The organism is Streptomyces tateyamensis (assembly GCF_003205575.1).
In the GTDB taxonomy this organism is placed as follows: Bacteria; Actinomycetota; Actinomycetes; order Streptomycetales; family Streptomycetaceae; genus Kitasatospora; species Kitasatospora tateyamensis.
Genome location: NZ_PYBW01000247.1, coordinates 1 through 1,465, shown reverse-complemented (window position 1 = coordinate 1,465; position 1,465 = coordinate 1). Strand labels below are relative to the sequence as shown.

The window sequence follows — 1,465 nt, the reverse complement described above, 5'->3', positions numbered from 1 at the left end:
CGGCTCGTCGAACGCGGCGAACAGGGCGGCGGGGCTGTGGGAGGATTTCACTTGAGAGGTGCCTTGGTGGTCGGGCGGACGGAAGCGTAGAGAACTCCCATCCTCCCAGCTCAGCAGGCACCTCTTTGCGTCATCCCCTCCCCACCTCGATCACCGACCGGTGAATTCGGGCTCAGACGGCATTTGAGAGGGTGATTCGCGAGGGGGTTGGGTGAGGTCGGCTGGTCGTGGGTTCGTGGCCGGGTTACGAGCGGGGCTGGGTGAACAAGCCGGGCTCGGTCTCGGTGAGGATGCTGCGGCTGACCAGGCGCTTGAGCTTGGAGCGGATGCCCTCGGTGTTGTTCGGCACGATGGGCAGGTCCAAGGCCTGGCACAGGTCGCGGGCCCGCAGCGGCTTCCGGGCGTCGGCGAAGACGGCGAGAATCTGCTGGTAGGTGGGATGCTCCGGCACAACGGGCGCCGGTACTGCATGCTCGGCCTCGGGTTCGCCAACGAGGGTGAGCAGGGTCTTGCGGGTGATCCGCAGGTGGTCGATCTCCTGGTCGAGCTCGCGCAGGCGTCCGGCGAGTTCGTCGATCCGCGCCCGGGTCTGCTCGGCCTCGCAGGTCAGGCCTGTTCCTGCATGTCGATCTTCTACAGCAGTGGCTTGGCCGCGTCCGTGCCCCTCATGCGTCACGCCAGGCCGGGGCGAAGGTGCCGGTCAGCCGACGCGCTCTCGCGTCGCTCATCGCCCAGTACACGCGCGATTCCGAAGTGGCGGGCCGGTGTTCGTAGTCACGGACCAGACGGCGGTGCAGGACCAAGATCCCGCAGGTCTGCTTCACCACCCATGCTCGGGCCTGGGAACGAACCCCTTGCCGTGTCGGCTGGGTTGCGCTCGACGATCTCGACATCCATGCCCAGCGAGGCGCCACGGGCGACGACCGCGTTCTTGAACCCTTGGTCGACCGTAAACTTACGCACCGTATCGGCCTGCTCGGCCACCCGGTCCAGCAGAGCGGTACCGGCGGCGTTCTCGTGCGCCGAGGCCGCCAGCACCACCACCGCGATGACCAGCCCCAACACGTCTACGGCGATACCTCTCTTGCGTCCCGGCACCCGCTTGGCCGCATCCCGCCCCGTCGTCGCGGCTGGCGCCCCCGCCGCCGCGTGAACACTCTGCGTATCCAGTACCACCAGGCTCGGGTCGGCTAATCACCCCTTCTTCTCCCCTACCTGCCAGCGCAGCAGATCATGGATCGGCTGGTCGGTGCCGTCGTCGTGTCATGCCGCGAAGTAGTAGGCGATCCTGTACCAGTCCCGGACCTGGTCGCGTTCGCCGGTGAGCTGTTCCACGGCCGTCAGGAACTCGTTGACGCGCGCGGTCAGCTTCTTCGTGCCGGCCTGGTCGAGTTGGGCTCTAATGCTCCGCTGGAGGGTCGCCTTGAGCCGGAACAGTCCGGGCTCGGGCCTCGGCGTTTCACGA

Annotated in this window: 2 protein-coding genes and 1 pseudogene; all 3 read right to left on the bottom strand. The window is 67.2% G+C overall.

Annotation, left to right across the window (positions count from 1 at the left end; genetic code table 11):
• Window positions 1-244: 244 nt before the first annotated feature.
• Window positions 245-676 (bottom strand): hypothetical protein, encoded by a 432-nt coding sequence (locus C7C46_RS35590; RefSeq protein ID WP_245985316.1) that lies wholly within the window; start codon window positions 674-676, stop codon window positions 245-247.
• A 98-nt stretch (window positions 677-774) separates the two neighbouring features.
• Window positions 775-1,176: a transposase gene (locus C7C46_RS33160; RefSeq protein ID WP_245985315.1), complete on the bottom strand. Its 402-nt coding sequence runs from the start codon at window positions 1,174-1,176 to the stop codon at window positions 775-777.
• Window positions 1,177-1,263: 87 nt separating this feature from the next.
• A pseudogene (locus tag C7C46_RS35585) lies at window positions 1,264-1,465 on the bottom strand (hypothetical protein); the annotation flags it as partial.